Origin of the sequence: Phreatobacter sp., from assembly GCF_022843985.1 — a bacterium.
GTDB lineage: Bacteria > Pseudomonadota > Alphaproteobacteria > Rhizobiales > Phreatobacteraceae > Phreatobacter.
On the sequence record NZ_JALHMP010000029.1, the window covers coordinates 32,057 to 56,393 of the forward strand.

Here is a 24,337-nt window from a genome sequence, read left to right on the forward strand (position 1 = left end):
TCCATGAACGCCGTTGAAATCGAAGAAGCCATCTCAGCGCTCGCTGAGCAGCCTTTTGACACCGCCGAGTTTCCCTATGCCTTCCTCGAGGCGTTTGGGCGCAAAGAGACGGCCCTGAAGCGCGCATTGAAGTTCAAGCTCGAGCGCGGCCGGCTGCCGTCCATCACGGCGGCCGATCCTTGGGAAAAGCGGATGGCCGAGGGCGTGGCCTTCCTTGCGCGCATGAAGGCCGAGGTCGCCGATGGCTAGGCAGTTCACCGATGAGGACGACGCGCTGCTCCAGGAGCTGGGCGTCGAGGTTGAGGCCAAACCCAGCAGCGGCCGCAGCGCCCGGGATGAGCGGATCATCGCCGGATTTGAGGACATTCAGCGCTTCGTGGAGACCCATGGTCGCGCGCCACAGCATGGTGAGGGCCGAGACATCTTCGAGCGTCTCTATGCCGTGCGGCTGGACCGGCTCAGGGCCCAAGAAGACTGTCGGGCTCTCCTAGCCCCGCTTGACCATCAAAAGCTCCTCGAGGGCTCTCCCCTGCCCTCCTCAGCCACGGTGCCCGACGATCTGGACGATGACGCGCTGCTGACTCTGCTGGGCGTTGAGGCTGAGGTCCCAGATATTGGCGAGCTTCGCCATGTCCGCTCGGTTGCCGAGAAGCGGGAAGCCGAAGAGATCGCCAACCGCCAGAAATGCGAGGACTTTGCGGACTTCAAACCGCTGTTTGAGCGGGTGAAGCGCGAGCTGAAAGATGGGGTGCGGACCGCCCTGCTCTTCCGCAAGGACGCCGGTTTCCTGAAAGCCGACATCACCCAGGGTAGCTTCGTGATCCTGGGCGGCCAGATGGCCTATGTTGCCGAGATTGGGGATCCGATCCGCGCGCCGAATGGGGAATTCGACGCCCGTATGCGGGTGATTTATGACAACGGAACCGAGAGCAACTTGCTCCTGCGATCGCTCCAGCGCGCCCTCTATAAGGACGAGGCAGGACGGAGGATCTCGGAGCCCTCGGCCGGTCCCCTCTTTGCCGATACCGCCGAGCCCGAGGACCTGGAAAGCGGCACGATCTATGTACTGCGAAGCAAATCCGACCACCCCACGGTCTCAGCAAGCCGAGAGCTGATCCATAAGATCGGTGTGACCGGAGGTGCGGTTGAACGTCGGTTCGCGAATGCGCGGCTGGAGCCCACCTTCCTGATGGCAGATGTGGAGGTCGTTACGACCTACAAGCTGTTCAATATTAATCGGGTGAAGCTCGAGAACCTCATCCACAAGGTCTTTGGCCCGGCGCGGTTGAACATCGAGATCATGGACCGGTTTGGCCAGCCTGTGACCCCGCGGGAATGGTTCCTGGTGCCGCTGTTCGTGATTGACGAGGCCGTCGAGCGGATCAAGGACGGGACAATCACCGATTTTGTCTACGATCCAGCGGCAGCCGCTCTCAAACACCGTTGATTGAGGCTTAGACGCCGCATTTGGCTTAAGCGTGCTGAGGTCTCGCTATGGCAATACCTAACTTTGCAGTCGTTTATGCGGGCAAGATTGTCGGCGATATGCAGGCACACTACAGGTCACTGCCTCTCGGGGCCAGCGTTGGGCGATATGAGTCCGAGGTAGAAGCCCTGTTGTTGCTGCTTCAAGGAGTACGCCACATCGACGCTGTTATTGAGCTTTCGCGTTCGTCTCCCGACTATGTTCCCAGTGCCATGGTCCTCGCCCGAGCGGCCCTAGAGTCTGTTACGCTAGCCGCCTGGCTAATCAGTCCAGAAGATCCGTTTGAACGAGAGTGCCGCTATATCGCCCATCTTGAGCGAGATATCTCTGCACGCACTCGGATAGCACAGCGCAAGGGAGATGAATTCATTCAACAAGATAGAGAGAATGACGCCATCAAGGAATTCTACGAGAGCCTCAAAACAGCCCTCGCGGAGCAAGGATACGTTCACATTCCAAGAATGCCCAAAATCGTGGTCATGATTAGTGATGTCTTTGGCCGAGACATGGCACAGCACTATATCCACGCATCGCAATATGCTCACGGTGGACATTATTCTACGTGGCTATACAGGCGCAATCTTGGGAGTATGAAAGAGATTGAGCTGAGCATCGAGCCGCGGCAATGGCGCCACGCCTTTTGTCTGTGTTTAGACGTGATGGGGATTCCGGCAGGAAAGATAGTCCAGCGGCTCACTGGCATCGAGCCGCTCTTCACCCAGATCTGGGTCGCGGAAAAGAAGGCCGAGCTTGTCCGCCAGTTTCTGGGGTGAGATCGAAGATCCAGACAGATTTCATTGATCTAGAATACAATCTATGAGAGCGTCAGAGCATGACAGAGCCCGTGATTGTATGCCCCAACTGCCAGCACGAGATGAAGCTCACGGAGTCGCTGGCAGCTCCTCTGCTTCAACAGACTCGGCATCAGTTTGAACAGAAGCTGGCGCTCAAGGATAAGGAAATCCAGGCCCGCGAGGCCGCCGTTCGCGACCAACAAGCCGCCGTTGAGCACGCGAAAGCCGCTGTAGCCGAACAGGTGGCAGCACAGCTGAAGATCGAGCGTGAGAAGGTAGCCGCCGAGGAGGCGAAGAAGGCTCGGCTGGCGCTTGGTGCGGACCTAGAGCAACGGGCCAAGGAGGTGGCCGAGCTTCAGCAGATTGTAGCGGATAAGGACGTCAAGCTCGGGGAAGCTCAGAAAGTCCAGGCTGAGTTGATGAAGAAGCAGCGTGAGCTAGACGATGCTAAGCGCGAGCTGGATCTAACGGTCGAAAAGAAGGTCCAGGAATCCTTGGTGGTGGTCCGCGACAAGGCGAAGCAAGAAGCGGAGGATAGCCTCAAACTGAAGGTTACTGAGAAAGAAGAGCAGATTGCCTCGATGCAGCGCCAAATCGAGGAGCTACGTCGGAAGGCTGAGCAGGGCTCTCAGCAGCTCCAGGGCGAGGCCTTCGAGATCGAGCTGGAGGCCGTTTTGCGGGCGAAGTTCCCTCGGGACATCATCGAGCCGGTACCCAAGGGAGAGTTTGGTGGGGACGTGCTGCACAGGGTTGTCGGACCGTCGGGACAGGTCTGCGGGACCATTCTTTGGGAGAGCAAGCGTACCAAGAACTGGAGTGACGGGTGGCTGCCGAAGCTTCGCGAAGATCAGCGGACCGCCAAGGCGGAAGTTGCGCTCATCGTATCCAACGCACTGCCCAAGGGTGTGGAAACCTTTGACCAGGTTGACGGCGTGTGGGTCACCGAGCCGCGTTGCATGATTCCTGTTGCCCTGGCGTTACGCCAGACCCTGGTGGAGCTGGCCAGTGCACGTCAGGCATCAGAGGGTCAGCAGACGAAGATGGAGCTGGTCTACCAGTATCTGACCGGGCCACGATTCCGGCACCGGATAGAGGCAATCGTCGAGCGGTTCGGTGACATGCAGGCGGACCTAGAGCGCGAGCGAAAAGCAATGACACGGCTTTGGGCGAAGCGCGAGGAGCAGATCCGGGGGGTCATAGAATCGACGGTGGGGATGTACGGGGATCTGCAGGGTATTGCCGGGCGGGCGCTTCAGGAAATTGAGAGCTTGGATGTGCTGGCGATTGAGGCTAAATCTGACGAGGCTTTCTAACCATGCTTCTAAAGTTCGAGCAGATCGATGAGATAGGGCGCTTTTCGAGTTTCAAACACAAGGCGCCACAGTTTCCGAAACTGCCCCTCGTGTTCGCAAGGAACGGCTACGGGAAAAGCACTTTGTGTTCGATCCTTCGATCCGCTTCAGAATCGAAGGGACACCACATCTCCGCTCGCCGCCGACTGGGGGCGGTGAACCCGTCTTCAGTGCGGCTCAGTTGGGCAGCCGGAAAGTCATTCACTTTCGCGGGGGTTGCCTGGAATTCATGCCCGGGGATGATTCACGTTTTTGACCAGGAGTTCGTCCACCAGAACCTTCACATTGGGGAGAGCGTAACCCGCGACAACAAACGTAGTCTTTTACCGATAATCCTGGGACAGGACGGCGTCGCCTTGGCGCAGAAGATCATCGATCTCGATAAGGAACAGCGCGAGCTAGGCGAAAAGATCAGGGGCGCTTCTCAGATTATCAGGGCGAGGCTGCCTGTCATCCCTGAAAACAAGGTCGAGAGCTTTTGCCGCAATGCCGTGCCTGCCGATATCGCCGAGAAGGTTGAAGACTACGGCCGCAAGCTCGAGCTCGCCAAAAACGCCCATGTCGTCCGCCAGAAGGCGAACCTGAGGGTGATCTCGGCCGGGACGCTAAGTCATCACCTGAATGTTTTGAGCAGGACACTTGATTCCGTTTCGGCCGACGCAACAGCGCGCATCAGGGCACAGCTTGAACTGCACAAACTGGGAGCGCGAGGCGAGGCCTGGCTGAAGTTCGGCGCAGATCATGCGGACGGAGAGAGCTGCCCTTTCTGCAATCAGCCTACCGCGGACCTCGACCTAATTGGGGTCTACAAGGGGTATTTCAGCGAGGCGTTTTCCCAGCTTTCCACGGATCGAGATGAAGGCTTGGCTGAGTTGAATGCCGGTTTCGGCGTCGAAGGTGCAACATTCTTAGCCTTGCTGGATGGCAACGGCGTTGATGTGGAATTCTGGAAAACCGTTTGCCAGCTTCCCGTTATCCCCGACATGAGCGCCGATCAGCGCATGGCGTGCGTGGACGCCTTCAAGACTCTGGATGGCCTCTATCAGCTGAAGGTTGCCAACCCGCTTGCCGTCGTACGTCCTGGTGCAGCTGCCCAAATCCTCGAAGACGCCTTCGCTCTGATGGACGCCTACAATGTAGATATTGCAGCCTGCGCTGCGGCGGTTGATGCGGCCAAAGCGGCCACGGCAGCGATCGACGTGGCCGAGGCAAACAGGATCAATGAGTCCTGGAAGGCATTGCAGGCGAAGCAGGCTGAGCCGGTCAAATCTGCGGTGCACGACTACATCGCCGCTGACAATAGGCGAAAGGAACTGGACACCGAGAAGAAGGCCGCACAAACCGCGCTGACCGCTTACTCAAAAACCACGATTGCCACCCGGCAGACTCAAATCAATGAACTACTCGCCCTGTTCGGTGCTGGATTTTCGATTGTCGACGTCAAGGCTACTTATGTGGGCCGTGAGCCTAACACAGACTATGCGCTCGCTGTCGGCTCTCACAAGGTTAAGGTCGGAGACCGCTCCAACGATGAGCCGAGTTTCAAAACGGTGTTGAGCGCGGGCGACAAGAGCACTCTCGCCTTGGCCCTTTTCCTTTGCCAGGTACGGGCGGATCCGAATATCGCAGACGCCGTTGTAGTTTTCGACGACCCCTTCAATAGCCAGGACATGGGTCGGCAGTTTGAAACCACCAGCCAGATCAGAGCAGTGGCAAAGCTGGCCTGTCAGACGATCGTGTTTTCGCACGATGCCCGTTTCCTTCACATGATTGAGCGTGATGCTCCCAGCGCCGACGTCCAAGCTTATCAGATTAGCTGCACGGACCAGGGTGTGGGAGATATCAAGGTCTGGTCGTCGGAGGCGGAGCTAAAGACGACCTACATCCGACATTACGAAATGATCACCGAGTATGCGAAGCACGGAACACTGCTCGCCGGCACCGATCACGCCGGGGTCCACAAGGCGATCCGGCCGTTCCTCGAAGACTTCATCAAGAACAGATTTCCGGGACGATTTGCCGCTGATGCCTATCTCCACGAGATGGCCACCGCGATCGAGGCGTCCGGTGCGACGGATCCGATGCACGCGTCGACGGCTGATCTTCTTGCCTTGAACGAGTACACCCGCCCGACCATGCACGGGGGAGCACTGGTGACGGAGCCCATTGCACTCCGCGCCCAGTGTCAGCGCGTTCAGCGAATTATCGGACTATACTAATTTGGTACCCGCAGCCAATCACGGATCGTGCTGCGCATAAGTTAAGAACCCTGCACGGTCTGGCGCTCTCGTAGAGCGGTCCACAGCAGCAGCGCAGCTCCGAGCGTGATCACCACATCGGCCAGATTGAAGGTCGGGAAATGAAGGCCGCCCGCGTGCAAGTCGATGAAATCCGTGACCACGCCGTCATGCAGACGATCCGCCAGGTTGGCGAACCCGCCGTAATCATCCGGCGTAGGCCGCGGCAGGCCTATTTTGGCCTGCTGCGATGGATTTCGATGAGGTTGAGCAGGCTTTCGACGCCGTATTCGGTGAAGGCCATGGTCCCGTCCTCGTGCTGCGGATCGTAGACCCAGATCAGCCCGTCCTCCGGCTCCATGTCGAGCGCGAGATCGGCGAGCCAGTCTTCGTCCTTGTCGAGATCGCGAGCGACGAGCGCCAAGGTCCGGACGGAGTGGACCTTGTTGACGTGCATCGTCAGGCCGCGACTGCTGTGATCGACGGCGCGCGCCAGTTCCACGGCAAAAGCTCGTCGAGCCGGCCTTGGGTCATTCCGGCGATGCGGGCAAGCACGTCGGCGAGCCAGGTCTGTGGATCGACGTCGTTCATCTTCGCTGTCTGGATCAGCGTCGCCATGGCGGCGGCACGCTCGGCGCCGCGATCGGAGCCCGCGAAGAGCCAGGCTTTTCGACCGAGGGCAAAACCTCTGAGCGCCCGCTCGGCGGCATTGTTCGACAGGCAGGCCCGTCCGTCGTCGAGGAACGAGGCAAAGCCGTCCCAGCGCCTGAGCATGTAGTCGATCGGCTTGGCGACGGTCGCCGAGCGCGAGAGCTTGACGCGCTGCTCGCCAAGCCAGGCGCGCAGGTCGTCGACGATCGGGCGGCTGCGCTCCTGCCGGACCTGGCGGCGCTCGTCGGCGTCCAGGCCATTGATCTCGCGCTCGATGGCGAAGAGCGCGTCAATGCGCTTCACCGCCTCCAAGGCGATCGGCGACACGGGCGCGGCGCCAGGCCCGCGCCGTGCGCTCGCGGCGATGTCGGCGAGCTCGAAGAAGCCCCGGCGGGCATGCGACCAACAGAGCGCCGACGTGACCGGCCCGCCCGGACGCGCGGGATCGTACAGCCCGTTGTATCCGCCATAGGCGTCGGCCTGCAGGATGCCGCTCCAAGTCGCGAGGTGCACGTCCGGATGCTCTTGCCGCCGGTCGCGTGAGGCGAAGTAGAGCGCCGCCGGCGGATCGGCGCCGCCGAAGGGCCTGTCGTCGCGCACATAGGTCCAGATCCGGCCCGTGTCGGTCTTGCCCCTGGCGAGGATCGGCACCGTCGTGTCGTCGGCGTGCAGCCTCTGCGCCGCCATGGCGTGCCGGGCGATCAGGTCATGTAACGGCGCCAGCGCCACAGTCGCCGCGCCGACCTGGTCGGCGAGCGTCGAGACGGAGAGGTCGATGCCCTCTCGAAGGTATCTCTCGCTCTGCCGGTTCAGCGGTTGGTGCTGACCGAACTTCTCAAACAGTACCATGGCCAGCAGGTTCGGCCCCACGAAGCCGCGCGGCGTCACATGATAGGGCGCCGGCGGCTGTGTGATCATCTCGCAAGCGCGGCACGTGAACTTCTCCCGCACGGTCTGGATCACCTTCCAGGACCGCGGCACGACCTCCAGGGTCTCCGTCACGTCCTCGCCGAGCTTCGACAGCTTCATCGAGCCGCAGCACGGGCACGATGTCGGTGCTGCGATCACGACCCGCTCGCGCGGCAGATGCTCCGGGAAGGGCTTGCGGACAGGACGACCGCGCGCCCGTACGGGCAGCGATGCCTGGCGCGACATCGCCTCCGCCGCAAGTTCGTCCTCGGTCGCCTTCGATTCGAGCTCCTCGAGCTGAAGCTCCATCTGGTCGATGAGGCGCATCGTGCGCTCCGAGCGCTGACCGTAGAGCTCGCGCTTGAGCTTCTCGATCATCAGCTTGAGATGCACGATCGTCGCCTCGGTCGATGACGCCGCGGCCTTCGCGGTGAGGGCTTCGGCTTGCGCCTCGATACGCGCCTGGCGCTCCGCCAGGATCATCGCATGCGCCGCTGCCAGATCAGTCGGCAGCGTCGGCGGGACGGGCGATTCAGCGGGCGCGTTCACAAGGAGAGGGAATCACATCCGCCAGCAAACACAAGACTCGAAGCTCTATCCGATCGCCGTCGGACGCCAGGTCTCCACCGGATTGCGCCAGTCGATGCCGGAGAGCAGGTAGCCCATCTGAGCGGGCGTGATCGCGAGGACGCCGTCGGCCGGCGACGGCCACAGGAAGCGACCCTTCTCCAAGCGACGCACGTAAAGGCTCGCCGCCTGCCCGTCGTGCCAGATCACCTTCAACAGATCGCCGCGACGCCCGCGGAAGCAGAAGATGTGGCCGCCCAGCGGATCACGCTTCAAGACCTCCTGTGCCACCAGCGCCAGGGAGGCGAACCCCTTCCGCATGTCCGTGTGGCCGGTCGCCAGCCACACCTTCACGCCGACCGGAACCGGGATCACCTGAGCCCCTCGAGGCCGCGTGCGAGGGTCAACACCGTATCGGCATCCACCGCGCCCTCGACTATGATGCGCCGACCGCCGCGCAGCACGATCTCGATCCGCCCCGGCGTCGGCGCGGCGACCGCCAAGGCCGACGGCGCTCCCGCGCCCATCATCCGGGCGTCCTCACGCCGGTCAGTCTCGGACGTCACAATCATCGGGACAAAGCCTGCAGGTGCAGCACTGGGCTCGACGAACAGCGCCCGCCGCCAAGCCAGCAATTGCGAGCGCGCGATCCCATGCCGCCGCGCCGTCGCGGAGATCTGGCGCGGACCGGCCATGCTCTCCAGCACGATCCGCTCCTTCTCGCCCTCGCTCCAGCGGCGACGGCGCCCAGTCTCCACCATGTCGAGGCGGCTCAAGACACTGTCAGTATGGCTGTCCATACTCACAGTGCTCAACGATTTGCGTCACTCAGCGCAAGGCGGCCTTCGCCGGATGCATACAACCCGCCGCCCGCGATTAGTGCATAACCATCCCACTTGGCCTTTTCGATCACGTTCAATCACGCCACATCACCTTGAAACACAAGAGCTTTTAGGCTTGTCGTAGAGTCGGTCATTGTGGCATATTGGGGTCGGTTTTAAGGGGATCAAGGCCCTTTTTGACCCCAGTCGCCGACCCCACGAACCCGTCGAGCGACCCCAGTTGGAAGCCGACGGAGAACCCCAGTGCCAAGCCTTACAGATGGAGAAATTCGCCGAGCCCTGAAGCAGGTGGAAACGACCGGCAAGCAGCTCAGCCTTGTCGATGGCGAGGGTCACGGAACCGGCCGGCTGGTCCTCGTGATGAAGCCTATGCCTACCCGTGTGACCGCAGACTGGATGGCGCAGCAATGGCGCGATGAGAAGCGCCTCAAGAAGAAGCTCGGCTCGTATCCCTCGATGCCCCTCAGCAAGGCCCGCGAGATATTCAACCGCGACTTCGCGGAGCTGATCCAGAAAGGCCGTAGCATCAAGGTTGCCGGCGACACGCGACCGGGAACCGTCGCCGACCTCTTCGAGGCGTATGTCGCCTACCTCAAGGAGGGCGGGAAGTCGTCCTGGAAGGAGGCGGAAAAGGGCCTCAACAAGATCGCCGATACGCTCGGACGCAACCGCCCGGCCCGCGACATCGAACCGGATGAGATCACGGCGATCATCCGGCCCATCTATGAACGCGGCAAGCGTTCAATGGCCGATCATGTGCGCAGCTACATTCGATCTGCCTTTAGCTGGGGCCTGAAATCCGAGCACGATTATCGCTCCACCGCTGCGCGCCGCTTCCGGCTGACCTACAACCCCGCTGCGGGCATACCGACGGAACCCAAGACGATCGGAACGCGCTGGTTGAGCGAGGAAGAGTTCGTTCGACTCTATCGCTGGCTCGAATGCCCCGACACGCCGGTTCATCCTTCCTATGCCCGCGCCGTCCAGATCATCATGCTGACTGGCCAGAGGGTCGAGGAAATCGCCCGTCTCCATGTCGATCAATGGGATGCCAAGGAACGGATCATCGACTGGACCAAGACCAAAAACCTTCAGCCGCACGCTGTTCCGGTGCCCTTGTTGGCCGCGGAACTGATCGAGTCGATTATCCCGAACGAACACGGCTGGTTCTTCCCCTCCGCCAAAGACCCGTCAAAGCCCGTCAGCCACGGCACACTCTACAGCTTTATCTGGCGCCAGCGGGATCGCGGCGTGATCCCCCATGCGACCAACCGCGACCTCCGTCGCACCTTCAAAACCTTGGCTGGCAAGGCGGGAGTCCCGAAGGAGATCCGCGACCGTCTCCAGAACCACGCCTTGCAGGATGTCAGCTCGAAGCACTACGACCGCTGGAACTACATGGTTGAGAAGCGTGCCGGCATGGCGAAGTGGGACAAGTTCGTCCGAGCCATGCTCGCCAAGAAGCGCATGAAAGCGGCGGCATGAGCCTCCGGCGCCTATAAAGAGGAAGTGAGAAACGACTATAATCGGCCTGGCGTTGCTGGCGACGCTGACCACGGCGACCGCGGCCAAGGCCGATCCCTGCAAGGCCATTCCCGACCGCGGCCCGATGCCGTCCTATCTCCACCGGGGCGCACACTTCTCCGGTCCCGTGGTCTATGTCGGCGACGGCGACTCGCTGTGCGTGGCCGTGGGCCAAGGGCCAGCCAACTGGGTGGAGATCCGGCTGGAAGATTTCTACGCGCCCGAACTCCACTCCCCCACCGGCCCTGCTGCCAAGGCCGCGCTGGAAAGACTTGCCATGGGTCGGAACGCGGAGTGCGTCGCCAACCATAAGTCCTACGACCGTGTAGTCGGCACCTGCCGGATCGGCGGACGCTCCATCGGGGATTTATTGAAGGCGGCCGGAAACGTCGAGGGCGGCAACGGATACGACCAGCGCAAGAGTTAGCCCGACCCTTGGTGGCGCTTAGATGCGATCTGAAAACCGATCATAGGCATCGATCCGCCGGACGGGGGGATCGACCTCATACCGATAGATCTCCGTGCTCAAGAACCGCACCTCGGCCTCGCGTTGGGCTTCGGGAACGTCGATATACCAAGCGCGGGGATGCGGGCCGGGATCGCCGTTCCAGCGGTATCCCCGCGCCTTGAGAACATCCTTGAGGTCGAAGGGCGAGTTCTCCGCCCAGATGCGCCAGGAGACAGTACGAGCACCATCCAGAAGGCGGCTAAGGCCCGTAACACCAGATCGGGGCAGCTGCATCGCCAACAGCTCGATCGTCGCAAGACAGTCGTGCATCGCGCGGTGGCGGTCATAGAAGAAGCCGGCCGCCTGAGCGAGATAGGCGAGCTTCGCGCCCTGAAATCCTTCCGCCGCCCAGTCGATCTGGCTGAGCGAGCATGCCCACGGCTTCGTCGAGAACACGTCACTGAATCGTTCAAAGAAGCGGCGGTCGAACGCCGCGTTGTGCGCGATGAAGAGTGAAGCCGGCGCCGCGAATGTGGCCACCACGGCGGGATCAATGATCTGGCCGGCCACCATCTCGTTGGTGATGCCCGTGATCGCGGTGATTTCCGGGAGGATAGGCTCGCTCGGCTGACGCAGCCCTTGGAAGCTGTCGCCCACGCTGAAAATGGTGCCATCCAAGCCGTAGCTGAATGGCGTCATGGCGAGTTCTATGATCTCGTCACGCTGGGGATCTAGCCCCGTGGTCTCGACATCCACCACCATGCCGAGTCGGACGGGCGTTGCGGGAGACGGCATATTGGATGGACGCGGCTTAAGACGCCGGATGACGCGATAATCCCCGGTAGCCTCTAGCGTCTGCGCCATGGACTCCAGATGATCAGAAGATGTCGTCATCCTTCATACCCAGAGGCTTGAGTCATGCCGGTACGGGTCTGAGCAAAACACAGACATCATCCCTTGGTGTCATGATCGTCGTGCGTGCCTTTGCGCGCGTGATGCTGACCCGAAAATTCTGACGCGCCTGAGTCATCACCCCGTCGTGGACATTGCCGAAGACGATCCGGTCAGGATTGGCCACGATTTCGCCCTTGAACCGTTTTGGCCATCCTTCAAAGATCACAACCTCGTCGAACTGCTTTCCCTTCGCCTTGTGCATGTTCATCACCACGACGCCGGATTCAGGCTTGTGGGCTGTTGCGAAATGCTCCTGAACAAACGACTGGCGGGTGATCGCAAGGGCGTTGCTATAGCGGCCGACGTCACGCCAGTCCTGCGCCAACCCCTGACGGAGCTGCGTACCGCGCTCAAGCAGACGCACGTTACGGACGTCCTTTGCGACATCCTTCAGTCGCTCACAGGCCCCAGTATCCAGAACGTCGCGCACCGAGACCCAATCTGCATCCGGATCACCTGTGAATGTCAGTGCGGCAGTTGCCTGGTGCACGGCAAAGGTTCCTTGCAAGACGCTGTTACCAGGCGTTGTTCGTCCTTTCGCTAGACATTCGTTCCACTTGGACAGCGCCTTCCGGAACCGCGCAGCCTCGTCCATGTCGCCCTTGGTCGGCGCCGTGCCTCCTCGACCGTGAAAATAGCTGCACATCAACTCGACAAATTCGTCGAAACTTCCGTCATGCCCGCACTTTTGGAGCAGGAAAGCAATGATCTCTGCGGCGAGGATCGGGCCTTCCATATCAACTGCTGCTGAGTGAGAAATCGACGGAACATTACCGAATGGCTCGCGCAGGATGTCAGACACCATCCGCGTCATTTTCTTGGTCGGCACGAGAATGGCCAACGACCAGTCACGCCGGCCAGACTCAACCAAGCGCTTCCGGGCTTGCAACACCTGGCCAACCAGTGAAGCATAAGCTTGGTTGGGGTTCGACGCGAACGGCGCGTAGCCGATACCCTGGTATTCCTTCTGCCGAAAATTGCCGGTCAGGATGTCGTTGCCGAATAGGGCAATCTCCGTCCCCTTGCTCCGATGGTTGTCACCGGCAAGGTCGTGGACCGTCGGCGCGAAATCGGCCTTGAAGTGGTTCAGCCTTTCCGGATCGGCGCCGATGAAATCGAATATGCGCTGCTCCGGGTCGGCAAGAGCGATCAACGTGCTGTTGGCGCCGAGGGCTTGGACCACTCGCCATTGATCGGCGCTGGTGTCCTGAAACTCGTCCAGGGTAATGTACGGATACATCGTAGAGACGAGCGCTCGAACCTTATCTGAGCCATGAAGCAGGGTCGCCACGCGGTCTGCGAAGAGGTCGAAGCAGACCTTCCCTTCTTCGGTCGCCAGCCGGACACGCTCCGCTTCCTCCTTCGCGCGCTTCTCAGCCTTTTCCTCGTCCGACAGATTTTTGGCCGCCTTGTAGCCGCTTCGAACCGCCGACAATGCAATCGCCTCATTCGGAGGCGTGAGGATCGTCATCCGTCGTGGAAAGCCGACAAGGTAGCCGTGCGTTTTAAGGATGCGCCAGAAGAACGAATGGTAGGTATCGACCTCGATCCGTTGCCTCTCCTCTCGCGTGATTGCGCTTTCTTCGTCGATTGCCTCCAGCACGCGCGAAACGGTTGCACGCGCGAAGCTGAGGAAAAGGATGCGCTGTCCTGGCTTCAATTCCTCCCGCGCGATCTTGGCCGCTTTGAGGATAGAGACGGTAGTCTTCCCCGAACCGGGACCGCCGGTGACGAGTTGATGCCCGACAGCTTGTAGAATTTCCTTCTGCGCTTCTGTTAGGTCGACCACAGTAATCGCCTATCCTAACAGGTCAGCAAAATCGTCTTCGGGTTCGGGCTCGGCTGGCTGTAGAGGCGGATCACACAGTGCCTTCAGGGTGACGCAGGCATCCCGTAGCCACTGCGGGATCTCAGCTTCGGAACACTGTGCCAAGAACTCAGCGATTCCCCAATTGCCTTTCGACCAGCTGAAATAGGCCCCGAGCGCGGCAGCAGCCTGAGCTTTTGGGTCGGGGTATTTCGCGAGCAGATGCTGTGGCCAATCGAGCTGATCGGCAAACCGCTCCAGGGCCGCTTGGGTGGTGTTCTTGAGGATCAGATCCTCAATACCCTTCTCGTCGTGCATGAACAGGCGTTCCACCTGGGCTTCTATGGCCACCTTGGCGGCATCCGTCTGCTTGTCGCATAACGCAAAGGTCCGTTTCCCAAGACTTTTGTACAGCGCTCCAAGGTCGGCGATCTGGGTCTCGCTTCCGGCGTCGATCACGCAGACGCCCAAGGCTTCCAAAGACGCATAAGCAGCCGGGTTGAGCTCGGCCAGTCGCCGCGCGACGACCGGGAAGGAGGTCGCCTCCGTAGCGCCTTCGGCGATGAGAACTCGGCGCGAAAGAAGCCCCTCGCAAAATCGGGTTCGGAAATCCTGCCGATAACGCTTGTGCTTGATGCTCTCAGGCAACTCGATTTTGGATTGGCTCAGTTGGCCATTGTCCGATCGCGAGAGGATGACGGTTTCGTCGAGGCTGAATTCTTCGAGCACATACGGCGAGTGCGACGTGAAGATCGACTGCGCCGACAGCTTGCGAAGCTCATGGACAATCCGCTTCTGCGCGTATGGCGGAATCGCCGTTTCGGCTTCCTCCATCGCAAAAATGACGTTCTGCTTGTCCTCGGCGATCTGTGACAGCATCGCGAGCACCAACATGTTGATCGTCCCTGTTCCCTGCCGAAAGAAGGGAGCGGCATGATCGCCCGCACCCGTGGCGATGAACGCGGTGATGACCTTGCGCAAATGCTCGCGCGTCAGGTTCGACACCTTTAGGTGCGGCTTCACTCCCCATTCGCGCGGGACGTATTTCTTCAGCGACTTGTCGATGCTCTCGAGCACGCCTGAGATGCCAATGGACGGGTCGCTCGCGACATCGAAGGCTGCGAGCGTTCCGATCGTCCCTTCCCACATCTGCGGCCGGATTTCCTTCAGCCGGAGGATGATGTCCAGCAGGCTGCCGTGTTCCAAGCTGAGCGCCCGAGATCCTGTCCTCAACGACCGCAGGAAAAGAAATCCGCAGTGCTGCTTGTCCTTCTTCGAGAACGATGCAGGTGTCTCATCCTCTGAAAGGCTGCGCGTGAAATAGCTGTTGCCGACGAAGTCATCCTCATCGGGATCGTATTGGCCGACGAATGTGACGCGCAGCGCCGCCTTGATCTCGGCAGCATCGACCCCAGCCGGGTTGGCCTCCTGATAGAAGTCTCCGGTAGTAGTATTCAGCCACTCGACGTTGGCTCCAAATCGTGCCTCCTGCTCCGGCGACAGATTGGTGATCGTCACCTCGACCGTGATTTTCGGCGCGGGGCCGGGCTCCGCGCCCTCGGGAGCATCGGGGTTTGGGCTAGGAAGATAGCGCCCCTGATAGAAATCATGCTCATCCACGGGGGGTCGCCGGCTCAGCCGGTCCGGCCCCAAGGCGAGATCGATCGCTTCGAATACCGACGATTTGCCGGTATTGTTGTCGCCGATCAGTACGGCGTGATCAGGCAGCACCAGTTTGGCCGACTGGATGCCGCGAAAATTTTCGATCCCTACCGAGAATATCTTCAACGCCGCCCCCCTTTAGGCCCCCATTCGGTTAGCCCGCGCAGCTATATCTGTACATCGCGCCATGAGCGCTTCGAACGGCTCGGCGTCATCGAAGAGCAGCCCATCCTCGACCATGCGGGCATAGTCGTCCTCCAACGCCTTTGCGCCATCGCCGACCGGCACGAGCTGCAAGCCGCCGTTGACGGCCGCTGCATAGTCGATCGGCGTGCGGTCGGCGGCCTTCTCCGCGAAGAACATCGCCTTATGCCGGGCGACAGCGTTGGCCAGTTCGCGATCGGCGAAAGCGGCGTTCGCGAAGCCGGTTTCATCCAGCCGGACAACATCGTGCCAGTGTCTTGCGAAGCGGTCGCCGCGTAGCCGTTCCTGGAGGCAGAAGACATGGATGGCGGTCGCCTTCTCCCAGAACGTCCGCTCCGCGTGCATGACGCGCGGCCGCGCCGTCGGGAATATCAGCCCGTCGATCAGGCCGGCCGCATCGCAGACGACGTCGCGCCCGCTCGCCGGTTCACCCGTCGAGCGGGCGCCGAACTCCAGCATGACGCTGGGCGCGACATAGCCGGACCCGGCTGCGGTCGCCTCATAGTCGATAAAGAGCCTCTCATCCTCGACGCGAATGACCGCAGCCAGACCTTCGGCGGCCAGCGCGTTCGCGATCACGGGCTGCACGGTCTCCGCGACCCATGCTGGCAACCGCCTGCGGACCTCGCTGGACCAGCGCTTTTCCTCGCTTCGGGTTTTCGGCAGACCCTCGCCATTGTCCCCGACCAGATCGGGCGCAATCGCCCGAATGTCGTAGGTCAGATCCACATCCTCCGAAAACCGACGAATGACCTGATAGGCTTTCGACAGCGACGTGCCGCCTTTGAACACCAGATGGTCGCCGAGCGGCGCGGCGTAGAGGGTCGCCAGCGCCCACACCACCCACACATCCTTTTCGAGAAGATGGGTAGGCCGGCCCGAGCGGTCGGCAGCGACGCCCAGCGCATCGCGCCGATCCTCGGCCGAAAGCTGGAGAAAGACGTCAGCCATAGGCCGCCTTGCCAACGCTCTGCGCGAGCCATGTCGGAAGCTGCGGCGCGGCGGCGACCAGTTCGCCGAACACGCCAGGCGGCATCTTCCGCTTCAATGTCGTGAGCGCGGCCTCCGCCTTTTCCGGGCCGAGCCAGGCCAGCGCCCGCACAGCCTCCCCCGCCGGCCGGTTGGCCAGCGCCAATAGCCAGCGCGGTGCGTGCCGCAATTCCACGACCTGCTTGCCGAGGTGCATTTTTCGGCTGCGCCCGGAGGTCAGATAGACCGAGCGGACGGGCACCTGCGTCGTCAAGCCAAGGGCGTTCGCCGCGGCGGCGCCGTTCGAGACGATGATCTCCCCCTTTTGGTTCGCAAGGGCCTCGACAGCCTGCTCGACCGAAGGTGTGCGCGTGCCGAACCGGCTGGCGATGGGACGCAGATAGACGCCGCGACCGGCGCGGATGAGCTGCCCGCGCTCGGACAGACGCGACAATGCCTGATCCACGGCCGCCCGGTTTCCGAGGTGAAGCAGGCTCTTGGCAGACACAGGGGCGCCTTCGGGCAGGCCCGTCGCATGCGACAGAATCTGTTCGGTTAGCCGTGTCATCGTCTTTCTCCTGTTGGAAACATATGCGAGTTTCTGACAGTTTTCAAGGATGCCCATGAGAACAGGCCGGATAAGGGGGAAAGCCTTCCCCTGCGGCCGAGCCGGGGTCTCGGCCGACCCCTTCTGCGGGGAGAGCCCCGCAACGCCCCCCTGGAGAGTGAGAGTGCGGACGGGGTTTCCGTGGCGGGTTGAGGGCTGGAGAAGAGGTCTCCGGCGCCCGTCGCGGAGAACCGCGATGTTCAGGAATGACCGCAACGGGCGTGCCGGCTCCGGCCGGACGAGCCTTTACGACGACATCACCAGCAAAATCATCGACGAGCTGGAGGCAGGCCGCTTCCCTTGGGTCCAGCCCTGGGGCACCGCCACGGCCAAGGCGCCCCTCGCCATGCCGAGGAACGCCGCGACCGGGCGGCATTATTCGGGAATCAATGTGCTGATCCTCTGGGGCGCAGTGATCCAGCACGGCTTTCCCGGCCAGAGCTGGATCACCTTCCGTCAGGCCCTGTCGCTCGGCGGCAATGTCCGCCGGGGCGAACGCGGCACCACCGTCGTCTATGCCGATCGTTTCACCCCAGAGGACGAAAAGCGCCGCGCCCGTGAGGCCGGCGAGGAAGCGGCGGCGATCCCGTTCCTCAAGCGCTTCACCGTGTTCAACGCGGCGCAATGCGACGGCCTGCCAGAGGATGTCGCCATCGTTGCTCCACCGCCTCCGCCCGGTCTCATCGAGCCGCAGGTCGATGCCCTGATCCGGGCCACGGGCATCGAATTCCGCATCGGCGGCGACCGCGCCTTCTATGTGCCGGCACACGACTATGTGCAGGTGCCGCCGCCCCAGGCATATTTCGAGCCGATCAACTGGCATCGCACGGCCCTGCATGAGATGGGGCACGCCACCGGCCATGCCTCCCGGCTCGGCCGCGACTTGACCGGCGGCTTCGGCACCAGGAAATACGCCTTCGAGGAACTGGTGGCCGAGATCAACGCGGCCTTCTGCTGCGCATCCCTCGGCATCGCGCCCACCGTCCGTCATGCCGATTATATCGGCTCCTGGCTGGAGGTGCTGCGCGAAGACAATCGCGCCATCGTCCGCGCCGCCTCCCAGGCGAGCAAGGCGGCCGATTGGCTGCTCGGCTTCCTGCCGGACGCCGATCTCAGCTCCGACGACGCCTCGGCAGATGGTGAACGGCAGGCAGCATGATCGACCTGAAAACCGGAAAGGCGGGAAAGCAGGTCTCCGGCTTCACGCCTTTTCGCTTCCGTGGCGCTGCCCTCCTGAGAGTGAGAGGGCGGCGCTTCGCTTCGTGACGGGTTGGAGGTCGAGAGAGAGGCTCTCGGCGCCCGTCGCGGAGTCAAGATCATGGCAACTGCCGTTCAGAAGATCACCCTGTCGTCGGCGCGCGACATTCCCTTCAACAAGCTGGTGCTGAGTCAGTCCAATGTCCGCCGCGTCAAGGCCGGCGTCTCGATCGAGGAATTGGCCGAGTCCATCACCCGGCACGGCCTCATCCAGAGCCTGCATGTGCGCCCGGTCCTCGATGGCGATGGCCATGAGACCGGCATGTTCGAAGTGCCCGCCGGCGGCCGCCGCTATCGCGCGCTCGAATTGCTGGTGAAGCAGAAGCGCCTGGCCAGAAATGCTCCGGTCCCCTGCGTCATTGGCGACGCCCACAGCGACATCCTGATCGACGAGGTGTCGCTGGTCGAGAACATGGAACGCGCACCGCTCCATCCGCTCGACCAGTTCCGCGCCTTTCAGGCCATGCGCGACAAGGGCATGACCGAGGAGGCCATCGCCGCCGCTTTCTTCGTCAGCGTCACCGTGGTGAAGCAGCGCCTGCGGCTCACGTCCGTCTCGCCGGCCCTGCTCGAGATCTATGCCGATGACGGCATGACGCTCGAACAGCTCATGGCCTTCACCGTCAGCCCCGACCATGCCCGTCAGGAACAGGTCTGGGATGCGATCAAGGATAGCTGGCAGAAGGAACCCTATCAGATCCGGCGGATGCTGACCGAAACCGCAGTCCGCGCTTCGGACAAGCGGGCCGTCTTCGTCGGTGTCGACGCCTACGAGGCCGCAGGCGGCATCATGCTGCGCGATCTGTTCCAGTCCGACGACGGCGGCTGGCTGCAAGACCCGGCCCTGCTCGACCGCATGGTGGCCGAGAAGCTGAAGAGCGCCGCCGACCAGATCGCCGAGGAAGGCTGGAAGTGGATCGAGGTCGCCATGAGCTTCCCCTATGGCCACGACCATGGTCTTCGTGAACTCAGCGGCACGACGGTCGATCTGACCGACGAGGAACGCGCGACCCGCGAGGCATTGCGCGAAGAATATGACCGGATCGAAGCGGAATATTCCGAAGCCGACGAGCTGCCCGACGCCATCGATCAGCGTCTCGGCGAAATCGAACAGGCGCTGGAAGCCTTCGACAACCGCCCGGTCAGCTACGATCCGGCCGACATCGCGATCGCCGGCGCCTTCGTCAGCCTCGACGCCGACGGTTCTCTGTCGATCGACCGCGGCTATGTCCGCGCCGGGGATGAAGCCCAGGCCGGGCCCGATGGTGAGGCAACCGGGGGCGACCAGACCGACACGCCGGTCGTCCAACGGGCGGTCATCACCATCGGCGGCAAGCCCGCCGAACCCGAGGACGACGAGGAGGACGGCATCAAGCCACTCCCCGAGCGTCTCGTGATCGAGCTGACGGCCCATCGCACAGTGGCGCTGCGCAACGCGGTGGCGGAAAATCCGCACGTCGCCATGACGATGTTGCTGCACAAGCTCCTCAGCGACACCTTCATCCACACCAACGCGACCGGCTGCCTCGAGACCAATGTCCGCCACATCTTCTTCCCGGGACAGTCCGAGGAATTGAAGGACAGCCCATCGGCGCGGGCGGTCAACGATCGCCACGAACGCTGGGGGGATCACATCCCCGCCGACGATCAGGCGCTGTGGGACTGGCTGACCGATCTCGATGACGGCACGCGCATGGAGCTGCTGGCGCTTTGCGTCAGCTATGGCGTCAATGCGCTGTTCGAGCGTCCGAACCCCTATTCGGGCTCGGGCGTCAGTCAGCACGGTCTCGACGTGCGCCTGGCCCAGGCCGACCGGCTCTCGCGCGCGACCGGTCTCGACATGGTGGCCGTTGGCTGGAAGCCCACGGTCGGCAACTATCTCGGCCGCGTGACCAAGCCCCGTATTCTCGAAGCCGTCCGTGAGGGCGCCGGCGAGCGGGCCGCCCAGCTCATCGATCACCTGAAGAAGAGCGACATGGCCAAGGAAGCCGAACGCCTTCTTGCGGAAACCGGCTGGCTGCCGGAACCGCTGCGCCTGGCGTCCCTCGACGGCGATCAGCCCAGCCCGGACGATCAGGCCGACGCTGGCGACAACACCGCGCTGCCGGACTTCCTCACCGATGAGAGCGAGGACGAAGCGGCCAGCGACGACGAGGACGAAGTCCAGCACGCCATAGCGGCTGAATAACGCAACAGCGCGGGGCGGCTCCGTTCGTCCCGCGCGTCCCACCCCGATCTTCCATCTGCCCGGTCATCGCACCGGGCATTTTCGTTTCAGGAGCCTGTCATGGCCGACTATTTCACCCATTTCTCGTGCCTGCTCGACGTCGTCACGCCGGAGAACGCCGCCCGCGCGCTCGACCTATACAACCGCCTGTCCGAGGCTGGCGCGTCGGAAGAACCGCCTTCCGAGGGTTTTCTCCTCTCGATCCAGCCCGAGCATGGCGGCGCCCAGCTCTGGATGCGCGACGACATCACCGGCGATCCCGAGCGGCTGATCCAGTTCGTGAAGCGCTGCGCCGCGGAGTTCGGCCTGACCGGCCGCTGGGGTTTCCAATATGCCAACACCTGCTCCAAGCCCCGGCTCGACGGCTTCGGCGGTGGCGCGCATGTCCTCGATCTCGCCACCGGGGAGACGGTGGACTGGATCTACACCGATGGCTGGCTCGCCGAGACCATCTCCGACTCAGGAGACCGGATATGAGCATCCCCTCCTTCGCCCAGACCAATTTTCAGACCCTTCTGCGCGCCGCAGGTGACGGCAACCTCGCGCTCATGGAGTGCCTCGACGCCGTGACCGGCGCTCCGCGTTACGTCATCTGCGCAGTGGGACGAGACGATGGGGATTTCGTCTTCACGCCCTTCGGCCATCTCGCCGACGGCAATCCTTATGACGCCTATCTGCCGCCCGACCCCGGCGATCCTGACCGTTTCATACATCCCGACACACCGGGAGAGGCGCCATGATGGACATCGACGCCATCTTCGCCGCCGATCACGAGCGGCCGCCCACCGAACGGTCGTTCCCCTGGCCAGAGATCAGGGACGGCATCACCGTCGTCATAGAGCCCAAGCCTCATTGGGCCAGCGACATGAGGGCATTCCGGGCCGAGGCCCGTGAATATTGCGCCTATGCCGATTGGACCACGAACGGCGCGCGCGCCAGGTTCTTCGAGCACATCGACACCAGCGGCGATGACCTGATCCGCAAGGCGCGCATGCTCATCGCCAGTGAGATCGCCGACGGATACTGGACCTGACGCCTCAAAGCGCCCCGCCGATCGGCCGAGGCGCTTTTCTCATGCCGGCCGCGAAAAGCGTTTCGAGAGTGAGAGGGCCGCCGGGACGAGGTGAGTCCGGGCGGTCGAGAGAGAGCGTCGTTCGGGCTTCCCGTTCCCGCTCTCCCGAGGTTCCAGTCCATGAACATCATGTCACCCGTAGCCGTTCCGGCCGCGCCCATCGTCCGTGCGTCCGCCATCATAGCCGCTGCGCATCGTCTTCTCGCCTTGCTCGAACGCGGGCAGCGGATCGACAGCGCCGCTCTTCGCACCGGCATGGAGACCGCCTTCGACGCTTCCGACGTGACCGGCGTCTGGGACTGGAAGACGGCCTATGAAGCCTGCGAATGCGCGACCGTCCTGTTCCTGCACAAATACGGACGCGCGCTTTTCCGTAAAGCCGACAGCCCGGCTGCACGGCTTTCCGCTTTGTCGAAAATCACCGGCCTCCTGCCGACGCACACCCGTCGCTCCGAAGAGAGCCAAGCGCTTCAGCAATTCTCGACCCCGATCCCGCTCGGCCTTGCCGCCATTGCCGCTGCCGCCATCACGCCGCGCGACATCGTGCTGGAACCTTCGGCCGGCACGGGACTGCTCGCCATCCTTGCCGAGATCAGCGGCGGTTCGCTGCTCATCAACGAGTTGGCGGAAACCCGCGCCGATCTGCTTGGCCAGCTCTTTCCGGCCCTTGCTATCACGCGCGTCGACGCCGCCCAGATCGACGATCACCTCCCCGCGAGCGCCATTCCCTCCGTTGTCCTGATGAATCCGCCGTTCTCGGCAATGGCGAACGTCTCCGGCCGCGTGGCCGACGCCGCCGCCCGCCATGTCGCCTCGGCTCTGGCGCGGCTCGCCGACGGTGGGCGTTTGGTAACGATCACCGGCGCGAACTTCGGTCCCGAGCAACCCGCCTGGCGCGATGCCTTCGTGCGGCTTCAGGAGCGCGGTCGCGTCGTCTTCACGGCGACGATCGACGGCTCGGTCTATGCCAAGCACGGCACGACCATCGAGACGCGGCTCACCGTCATCGACAAGCTGCCGGCCGAAGACCCGGCCATGTTCTCGCCATCCGCCGGTCTCGCGCCCGACGTCGCCACACTGCTCGCATGGATCGCGGCACAGGTTCCACCACGCCTGCCGGTTTCTCTGCCCGACATCACGCCACTTGTGTCGGGCTCAGCGCCCCGCACCGTGCGCGGCTATCTCGCACGGGCCGCAACCGCGCGCCCGGCCGCTTGCTCGTCCATCGACCCGGAGGGCGTCGAACTCGCCTATGACACGGTGGACTGGACGCCACCTGAGGGCGCGAACCTCACGGATGCGATCTATGAAGAATACGGATTGCAGTCGATCCGCATTTCCGGCTCGCAGGCGCACCCGACAAAACTCGTGCAATCGGCAGCCATGGCGAGCATTGCGCCGCCCAAACCCGCCTATCGGCCGATGCTGCCGGCGGGCATCACCGATCTGCTGTCGGACGCCCAGCTCGAAACCGTCATCTATGCCGGCGAAGCCCATTCGGATTTTCTCGCAGGATCGTGGACGGTCGATGCGACCTTCGACCTCGTCCAGGCAGCGCCGGCCGAGGCCGAGAACGCCGTGCGGTTCCGCCGTGGCTTCATGCTCGGCGATGGCACCGGAGCCGGCAAAGGCCGTCAGTCTGCGGGCATTATCCTGGACAACTGGCTACGCGGTCGCCGCAAGGCGGTCTGGATTTCTAAATCCGACAAGCTGATCGAGGACGCGCAACGCGACTGGTCAGCCCTTGGCATGGAGCGCCTGCTGGTCACGCCGCTATCGCGCTTTGCCCAGGGCAAGCCGATCATGCTGTCGGACGGCGTCCTATTTGCAACCTATGCCACGCTGCGTTCCGACGACCGCGGCGAGAAGGTTTCGCGCGTCCGGCAGATCGTCGATTGGTTGGGTTCCGATTTCGACGGAGTGATCATTTTCGACGAGAGCCACGCCATGGCCAATGCCGCAGGCGGCAAGGGAGAACGCGGCGACATTGCCGCTTCGCAGCAGGGCCGCGCGGGGCTTCGCCTCCAGCACGCCCTGCCGAACGCGCGCGTCGTCTATGTCTCCGCCACCGGCGCGACCACCGTCGATAACCTCGCCTATGCCCAGCGGCTCGGCCTGTGGGGCGGCGACGACTTCCCCTTCGCCACCCGCGCCGAATTCGTGGAGGCGATCGAGGACGGTGGCGTCGCGGCGATGGAGGTTTTGGCCCGCGACCTTCGCGCGCTCGGCCTCTATACCGCCCGTTCGCTTTCCTATGATGGCGTCGAATACGAGCTGGTCGAACACGCCCTGACCAACGAGCAGCGCCGCATCTATGATGCCTACGCTGGCGCCTTCGCCGTCATCCACAACCACCTCGACGCCGCGATGCGGGCCGCCAACATTACCGGCAGCGACGGCACGTTGAACCGGCAGGCCAAATCCGCCGCCCGCTCGGCATTCGAGAGCGCGAAGCAGCGCTTCTTCGGCCATCTGCTCACGTCGATGAAGACCCCGACCCTGATCCGGTCCATCGAACGCGACCTGAACGATGGCCACGCTGCCGTCATCCAGATCGTCTCGACCGGCGAAGCCCTGATGGAACGCCGTCTGGCCGAGATCCCGACCGAGGAATGGAACGATGTTCGCGTCGACATCACGCCGCGCGAATATGTCTAATGTGGAGCTCCACATTAGACGTATTCTTTGCAGTCGCAGTTTATGTCGAGCGTGGCGGCGAGAGACGCAGGTTTCCTTCGGTTTTCCATGATTTCACTCCAGATAATATG

Annotated in this window: 23 protein-coding genes; 13 read left to right on the top strand and 10 right to left on the bottom strand. The window is 62.5% G+C overall.

Annotated features, from left to right (window positions below):
* Positions 1-3: 3 nt before the first annotated feature.
* From Q0C57_RS17355 to Q0C57_RS17375, 5 genes are read left to right on the top strand one after another with little or no spacing between them, the layout of a single operon-like run.
* Positions 4-249, top strand: a complete 246-nt coding sequence (locus Q0C57_RS17355) for a type IIL restriction-modification enzyme MmeI (RefSeq protein ID WP_296578076.1) — start codon at positions 4-6, stop codon at positions 247-249.
* Positions 242-1,447: a GIY-YIG nuclease family protein gene (locus tag Q0C57_RS17360; RefSeq protein ID WP_296578078.1), complete on the top strand. Its 1,206-nt coding sequence runs from the start codon at positions 242-244 to the stop codon at positions 1,445-1,447. Before Q0C57_RS17355 ends, Q0C57_RS17360 begins: the two co-directional genes overlap by 8 nt.
* Positions 1,448-1,494: 47 nt before the next feature.
* Positions 1,495-2,259 (top strand): DUF5677 domain-containing protein, encoded by a 765-nt coding sequence (locus Q0C57_RS17365; protein ID WP_296578080.1) that lies wholly within the window; start codon positions 1,495-1,497, stop codon positions 2,257-2,259.
* Between the two features lie 59 nt (positions 2,260-2,318).
* Entirely contained in the window at positions 2,319-3,593 is a 1,275-nt protein-coding gene (locus Q0C57_RS17370; protein WP_296578081.1) for a DUF2130 domain-containing protein, read from the top strand.
* Positions 3,594-3,595: 2 nt separating this feature from the next.
* Positions 3,596-5,851, top strand: a complete 2,256-nt coding sequence (locus tag Q0C57_RS17375; RefSeq protein ID WP_296578083.1) for an AAA family ATPase — start codon at positions 3,596-3,598, stop codon at positions 5,849-5,851.
* Between the two features lie 41 nt (positions 5,852-5,892).
* On the opposite strand, the gene Q0C57_RS17380 is transcribed toward Q0C57_RS17375, so the two are convergent.
* The 5 genes from Q0C57_RS17380 to Q0C57_RS17400 all read right to left on the bottom strand — a co-directional run bounded on the left by Q0C57_RS17380 (position 5,893) and on the right by Q0C57_RS17400 (position 8,772).
* On the bottom strand, positions 5,893-6,207 hold the full coding sequence (locus Q0C57_RS17380) for a signal peptidase II (protein ID WP_366937851.1): 315 nt from the start codon (positions 6,205-6,207) through the stop codon (positions 5,893-5,895).
* Positions 6,102-6,371, bottom strand: a complete 270-nt coding sequence (locus Q0C57_RS17385) for a hypothetical protein (protein ID WP_245902218.1) — start codon at positions 6,369-6,371, stop codon at positions 6,102-6,104. Before Q0C57_RS17385 ends, Q0C57_RS17380 begins: the two co-directional genes overlap by 106 nt.
* Positions 6,329-7,912 carry an IS66 family transposase gene (locus tag Q0C57_RS17390; RefSeq protein WP_296578088.1) on the bottom strand — a complete coding sequence of 528 codons (1,584 nt, stop codon included), beginning with the start codon at positions 7,910-7,912 and terminating at the stop codon, positions 6,329-6,331. The genes Q0C57_RS17385 and Q0C57_RS17390 overlap by 43 nt, the downstream gene beginning before the upstream one ends.
* Before the next feature lie 111 nt (positions 7,913-8,023).
* Positions 8,024-8,371, bottom strand: coding sequence for an IS66 family insertion sequence element accessory protein TnpB (tnpB, locus tag Q0C57_RS17395; RefSeq protein ID WP_108179805.1), 348 nt, complete (start codon positions 8,369-8,371; stop codon positions 8,024-8,026).
* Positions 8,368-8,772, bottom strand: a complete 405-nt coding sequence (locus tag Q0C57_RS17400) for a transposase (RefSeq protein WP_366937850.1) — start codon at positions 8,770-8,772, stop codon at positions 8,368-8,370. Before Q0C57_RS17400 ends, tnpB begins: the two co-directional genes overlap by 4 nt.
* A 309-nt stretch (positions 8,773-9,081) precedes the next feature.
* Between Q0C57_RS17400 and Q0C57_RS17405 the strand changes: the two genes are divergently transcribed.
* Both Q0C57_RS17405 and Q0C57_RS17410 read left to right on the top strand, forming a co-directional pair.
* On the top strand, positions 9,082-10,323 hold the full coding sequence (locus Q0C57_RS17405) for a site-specific integrase (protein ID WP_012115027.1): 1,242 nt from the start codon (positions 9,082-9,084) through the stop codon (positions 10,321-10,323).
* Between the two features lie 52 nt (positions 10,324-10,375).
* The gene (locus Q0C57_RS17410; protein WP_012115026.1) at positions 10,376-10,789 is read left to right on the top strand and encodes a thermonuclease family protein; all 414 of its coding nucleotides are present in this window, start codon (positions 10,376-10,378) and stop codon (positions 10,787-10,789) included.
* 18 nt (positions 10,790-10,807) lie between these two features.
* Here the strand turns inward: Q0C57_RS17410 and Q0C57_RS17415 are convergent, their stop codons facing one another.
* Genes Q0C57_RS17415 through Q0C57_RS17435 form a run of 5 tightly spaced genes read right to left on the bottom strand, consistent with a single transcriptional unit; the run spans position 10,808 to position 16,974 of the window.
* The gene (locus tag Q0C57_RS17415) at positions 10,808-11,704 is read right to left on the bottom strand and encodes a 3'-5' exonuclease (protein WP_012115025.1); all 897 of its coding nucleotides are present in this window, start codon (positions 11,702-11,704) and stop codon (positions 10,808-10,810) included.
* A gap of 22 nt (positions 11,705-11,726) precedes the next feature.
* Positions 11,727-13,553, bottom strand: a complete 1,827-nt coding sequence (locus tag Q0C57_RS17420; protein WP_012115024.1) for an ATP-dependent helicase — start codon at positions 13,551-13,553, stop codon at positions 11,727-11,729.
* Between the two features lie 9 nt (positions 13,554-13,562).
* Entirely contained in the window at positions 13,563-15,359 is a 1,797-nt protein-coding gene (locus tag Q0C57_RS17425; protein WP_012115023.1) for an AAA family ATPase, read from the bottom strand.
* Positions 15,360-15,371: 12 nt separating this feature from the next.
* Positions 15,372-16,388, bottom strand: coding sequence for a nucleotidyl transferase AbiEii/AbiGii toxin family protein (locus Q0C57_RS17430; RefSeq protein ID WP_058096497.1), 1,017 nt, complete (start codon positions 16,386-16,388; stop codon positions 15,372-15,374).
* Entirely contained in the window at positions 16,381-16,974 is a 594-nt protein-coding gene (locus Q0C57_RS17435) for a DUF6088 family protein (RefSeq protein ID WP_058096496.1), read from the bottom strand. Before Q0C57_RS17435 ends, Q0C57_RS17430 begins: the two co-directional genes overlap by 8 nt.
* Before the next feature lie 235 nt (positions 16,975-17,209).
* Here Q0C57_RS17435 and Q0C57_RS17440 point away from each other — a divergent pair, with 235 nt between their 5' ends.
* From Q0C57_RS17440 to Q0C57_RS17465, 6 genes are all read left to right on the top strand, one after another.
* Complete coding sequence (locus tag Q0C57_RS17440) at positions 17,210-18,172, top strand: zincin-like metallopeptidase domain-containing protein (RefSeq protein WP_058096495.1); 963 nt, start codon at positions 17,210-17,212, stop codon at positions 18,170-18,172.
* 159 nt (positions 18,173-18,331) lie between these two features.
* Entirely contained in the window at positions 18,332-20,458 is a 2,127-nt protein-coding gene (locus Q0C57_RS17445; protein ID WP_058096494.1) for a ParB/RepB/Spo0J family partition protein, read from the top strand.
* 99 nt (positions 20,459-20,557) lie between these two features.
* A complete protein-coding gene (locus tag Q0C57_RS17450; protein WP_058096493.1) occupies positions 20,558-20,974 on the top strand; it encodes a hypothetical protein in 417 nt (138 codons plus the stop codon).
* Positions 20,971-21,237 carry a DUF6117 family protein gene (locus Q0C57_RS17455; protein ID WP_058096492.1) on the top strand — a complete coding sequence of 89 codons (267 nt, stop codon included), beginning with the start codon at positions 20,971-20,973 and terminating at the stop codon, positions 21,235-21,237. The genes Q0C57_RS17450 and Q0C57_RS17455 overlap by 4 nt, the downstream gene beginning before the upstream one ends.
* Positions 21,234-21,530, top strand: a complete 297-nt coding sequence (locus Q0C57_RS17460) for a hypothetical protein (protein ID WP_058096491.1) — start codon at positions 21,234-21,236, stop codon at positions 21,528-21,530. Before Q0C57_RS17455 ends, Q0C57_RS17460 begins: the two co-directional genes overlap by 4 nt.
* Positions 21,531-21,689: 159 nt before the next feature.
* Positions 21,690-24,227, top strand: coding sequence for a strawberry notch family protein (locus Q0C57_RS17465; protein ID WP_296578111.1), 2,538 nt, complete (start codon positions 21,690-21,692; stop codon positions 24,225-24,227).
* Positions 24,228-24,337 lie beyond the last annotated feature (110 nt).

Bases quoted from the DNA above. Each gene is read 5' to 3' on its own strand.
- Q0C57_RS17360 (WP_296578078.1), top strand. From the start codon at position 242: ATGGCTAGGCAGTTCACCGATGAGGACGACGCGCTGCTCCAGGAGCTG.
- Q0C57_RS17440 (WP_058096495.1), top strand. From the start codon at position 17,210: ATGTTCAGGAATGACCGCAACGGGCGTGCCGGCTCCGGCCGGACGAGC.
- Q0C57_RS17445 (WP_058096494.1), top strand. From the start codon at position 18,332: ATGGCAACTGCCGTTCAGAAGATCACCCTGTCGTCGGCGCGCGACATT.
- Q0C57_RS17460 (WP_058096491.1), top strand. From the start codon at position 21,234: ATGATGGACATCGACGCCATCTTCGCCGCCGATCACGAGCGGCCGCCC.
- Q0C57_RS17390 (WP_296578088.1), bottom strand. From the start codon at position 7,912: ATGATCCTGGCGGAGCGCCAGGCGCGTATCGAGGCGCAAGCCGAAGCC.
- Q0C57_RS17375 (WP_296578083.1), top strand. From the start codon at position 3,596: ATGCTTCTAAAGTTCGAGCAGATCGATGAGATAGGGCGCTTTTCGAGT.
- Q0C57_RS17355 (WP_296578076.1), top strand. From the start codon at position 4: ATGAACGCCGTTGAAATCGAAGAAGCCATCTCAGCGCTCGCTGAGCAG.
- Q0C57_RS17365 (WP_296578080.1), top strand. From the start codon at position 1,495: ATGGCAATACCTAACTTTGCAGTCGTTTATGCGGGCAAGATTGTCGGC.
- Q0C57_RS17370 (WP_296578081.1), top strand. From the start codon at position 2,319: ATGACAGAGCCCGTGATTGTATGCCCCAACTGCCAGCACGAGATGAAG.
- Q0C57_RS17435 (WP_058096496.1), bottom strand. From the start codon at position 16,974: ATGACACGGCTAACCGAACAGATTCTGTCGCATGCGACGGGCCTGCCC.
- Q0C57_RS17455 (WP_058096492.1), top strand. From the start codon at position 20,971: ATGAGCATCCCCTCCTTCGCCCAGACCAATTTTCAGACCCTTCTGCGC.
- Q0C57_RS17450 (WP_058096493.1), top strand. From the start codon at position 20,558: ATGGCCGACTATTTCACCCATTTCTCGTGCCTGCTCGACGTCGTCACG.
- Q0C57_RS17415 (WP_012115025.1), bottom strand. From the start codon at position 11,704: ATGACGACATCTTCTGATCATCTGGAGTCCATGGCGCAGACGCTAGAG.
- Q0C57_RS17430 (WP_058096497.1), bottom strand. From the start codon at position 16,388: ATGGCTGACGTCTTTCTCCAGCTTTCGGCCGAGGATCGGCGCGATGCG.
- Q0C57_RS17465 (WP_296578111.1), top strand. From the start codon at position 21,690: ATGAACATCATGTCACCCGTAGCCGTTCCGGCCGCGCCCATCGTCCGT.